Source organism: Brevundimonas sp. (genome assembly GCF_013823285.1).
GTDB lineage: Bacteria > Pseudomonadota > Alphaproteobacteria > Caulobacterales > Caulobacteraceae > Brevundimonas.
Map to the genome: position 1 here is coordinate 1 of NZ_PNLV01000184.1, position 2,577 is coordinate 2,577.

General features: G+C 64.7%; 3 protein-coding genes. 1 reads left to right on the forward strand and 2 read right to left on the reverse strand.

Translation table 11 applies throughout. The features are described 5' to 3' along the window. On the reverse strand, nt 1-213 hold a 213-nt coding region (locus C0461_RS14210), incomplete at its 3' end, for a phosphoadenosine phosphosulfate reductase family protein (protein ID WP_292107945.1). A 123-nt stretch (nt 214-336) separates the two neighbouring features. Further along, nucleotides 337-1,497, reverse strand: coding sequence for a DegT/DnrJ/EryC1/StrS aminotransferase family protein (locus C0461_RS14215; protein WP_292107942.1), 1,161 nt, complete (start codon nt 1,495-1,497; stop codon nt 337-339). Between the two features lie 271 nt (nt 1,498-1,768). On the opposite strand from C0461_RS14215, the gene C0461_RS14220 reads away from it, so the two are divergent. Beyond that, nucleotides 1,769-2,577, forward strand: an 809-nt coding sequence (locus C0461_RS14220; RefSeq protein ID WP_292107943.1) for an outer membrane beta-barrel protein, incomplete at its 3' end; no start/stop codon positions are given.

Consider the following 2,577-nt stretch of genomic DNA (forward strand, 5'->3'; position numbering starts at 1 on the left):
GGGAAAGGGCGGCGGCGCAGGATAGAACGCCTTGCGCGCCAGATGCAGCATCACCGCCGAATCCTTGCCAACGGAGTAGAGCATCACCGGCCGCTCGATCTCGGCCGCCACCTCGCGGATGATGTGGATGCTCTCGGCCTCAAGACGGTCCAGGTGGGTGAGGTGAGGGGATGACTGGCCGGTGGTCAGGGTCGCCTCCTGGCGAAATCGTATCGGCGGGGTTCACATAACATATCGCCCGTGCGGGCGAACGGAACCGCGACTTAGCCCCGTAAGCTTCCGGATGCGGCTGATATTTTCTGTTCCTGGCCTATAGCGCAGCCGCAAGCGACCGGTTCAGCGACCGAAACCCGCCACGGCTTTCACGATCCGGTCCTGGGTCTCTTCATCCAGCCACGCGTGCATCGGCAGGCTGATGACCCGCTCCGCCTTGGCTTCGGTCACGGGAAGCCCTCCCGGGCCCGTCGGGTAATGAGCATAAGCCGGTTGGCGGTGCATCGGGATCGGATAATAGACCGCCGTGGGCACGCCTTGCGCCTTCAGGTGTGCGGCCAGACCGTCGCGGTCCTCGTGTTCGATCGTGTACTGGGCCCAGACCGAGACCCCGCCCTTCATCACGTCGGGGACCGAGGCCACATGGGGCTCCAGCAGGCGATTGTAGCGTTCGGCCACGCGATTTCGCCGCTCGATCTCGTCGGCGAAGATGGCGAGCTTCTCGATCAGGATGGCCGCCTGGATGGTGTCCAGGCGCGAGTTCATGCCCACGCGCATGTTCAGATATTTGGGGTCGTGCTCGAAGGAGCGGCCCTCCAGATCCCGCGCTACGGCCTTTCCATGCACGCGCAGGGAATCCAGCAATTGGGCCAGGTCGTCATCGTTCGTCAGCACCGCCCCGCCGTCGCCATAGCAGCCCAGGGGCTTGGCCGGAAAAAAGCTGGTTGTGGCCACATCCGCCCATGACACGGGATGCTTGTGGTTCAGGGTGCAGCCGAAACCCTGGGCGGTGTCCGCGATCAGCTTCAGCCCGTGCTTTCGGGCGATCTGGGCGATCCGCGGATAGTCCGCCGGCTGACCGAACAGATCCACGGCGATCACCACCTTGGGCGTCAGCTTGCCTTCAGCCTTCACGGCCTTGATGGCGGCTTCAAGGTGATCCGGGTCCATGTTGTATGTAGCGGGGTCAATGTCGACGAATACGGGACTGGCGTCGAACCAGGGAATAATCTCGGCCGTGGCGGCGAAGGTGAAGGAGGGACAGAACACCGCGTCACCCGGTCCGACTCCCCATGCCATCAGGGGCAGGGCCAGGGCGTCTGTGCCGTTGGCGCAGGATATGACATGTCCAGCCTGGCCGAATTCGGCCATCTGCTGTTCGAAGACGCGGACCTCCGGACCCATGACATAGGCGCCGCCGGCGATGACCCGAAGCACGGCAGCGTCGATTCGTTCGGCGATCCGCGCGCGCTGGGCCTGAAGGTCGATGAAGGCGATGCTCATGGAAGGGTCCTGTTGTCCGTATCCGTCGGTTTGTCATAGGGCCGCCGGCTCTCGGGCGTAAAGCGGCGCGATTGTCACCATTGGTGTCGGTTCTTAACGCTTGAAGCGAGCTTTCGGGACAGGCTGCGCAACCTGCTGTCGCATAACGGCCACGGTTTCGACCTAGCCGACCCAATCCTGCCCCTGTCGTATCGACCTGCTGAAACAAGGCTGTTATGAGGATTGCGGGGCGGCAGGACCGCCGAGGAAACTGCGGAGAGGGCTAGCACCCATGCGCTTCAAGAATTTTGTGATGGCCACGGGCGCCGCCGCTGCGCTCGCTTTTGCGGCGACCAGCGTGTCGGCTGAGCCGGATGGCTGGTACGTCGCCGGTGATATCGGCGGTCATTTCATGGAAAATGACATCAACACCCGCTCGGACCTGGGCCCGGCGTGGAACTGGGAAGTCAACAAGGATTGGGCCGCTTTCGCCCGTCTCGGCTATCGCCTGAATCCCAATTGGCGTGTTGAAATGGAGCTCGGCTACCGTCCGGGTGACATCGGCCGCGTGCGTCGTCCCAGCGACATGGCTCCCTCGGGACTCTGCAACTTCCAGCCGGCTACCGGGCCCTGCCATTCGCCTGAAGGCGACATCAACTCCCGGACCCTGTTCCTGAACGCCATCTACGACTTTGGCGACACGAGCTGGCGCGCCCGCCCCTTCCTGGGCCTGGGTGTCGGCGCCAACTGGGTTGAGGCCGAAGCCGTCGGTTCGCTGCGCAACAACCGCACCGCCAGCCTGGCTGTCAGCGACGACAACGTCGAAATGGCCTTCCAGGCCCTGGCCGGCGTGGCCTGGGCGATGGGCGAGCGCACCAATATCGATCTGACCTACCGTTACCTGACCGGCGACACCAGCTGGGACAGCACCACGGTTGGCGCTCCGGCTCTGGGTACGTTCGAAGGCGACTACGACTTCAGCCACACCCTGACCGTGGGTCTGCGGTATGCGTTCGGTCCGGTCGCGGCTCCGCCGCCGCCTCCGCCCCCGCCGCCGCCGCCGCCTCCCCCGCCGCCGCCTCCCCCGCCGCCTCCCCCGCC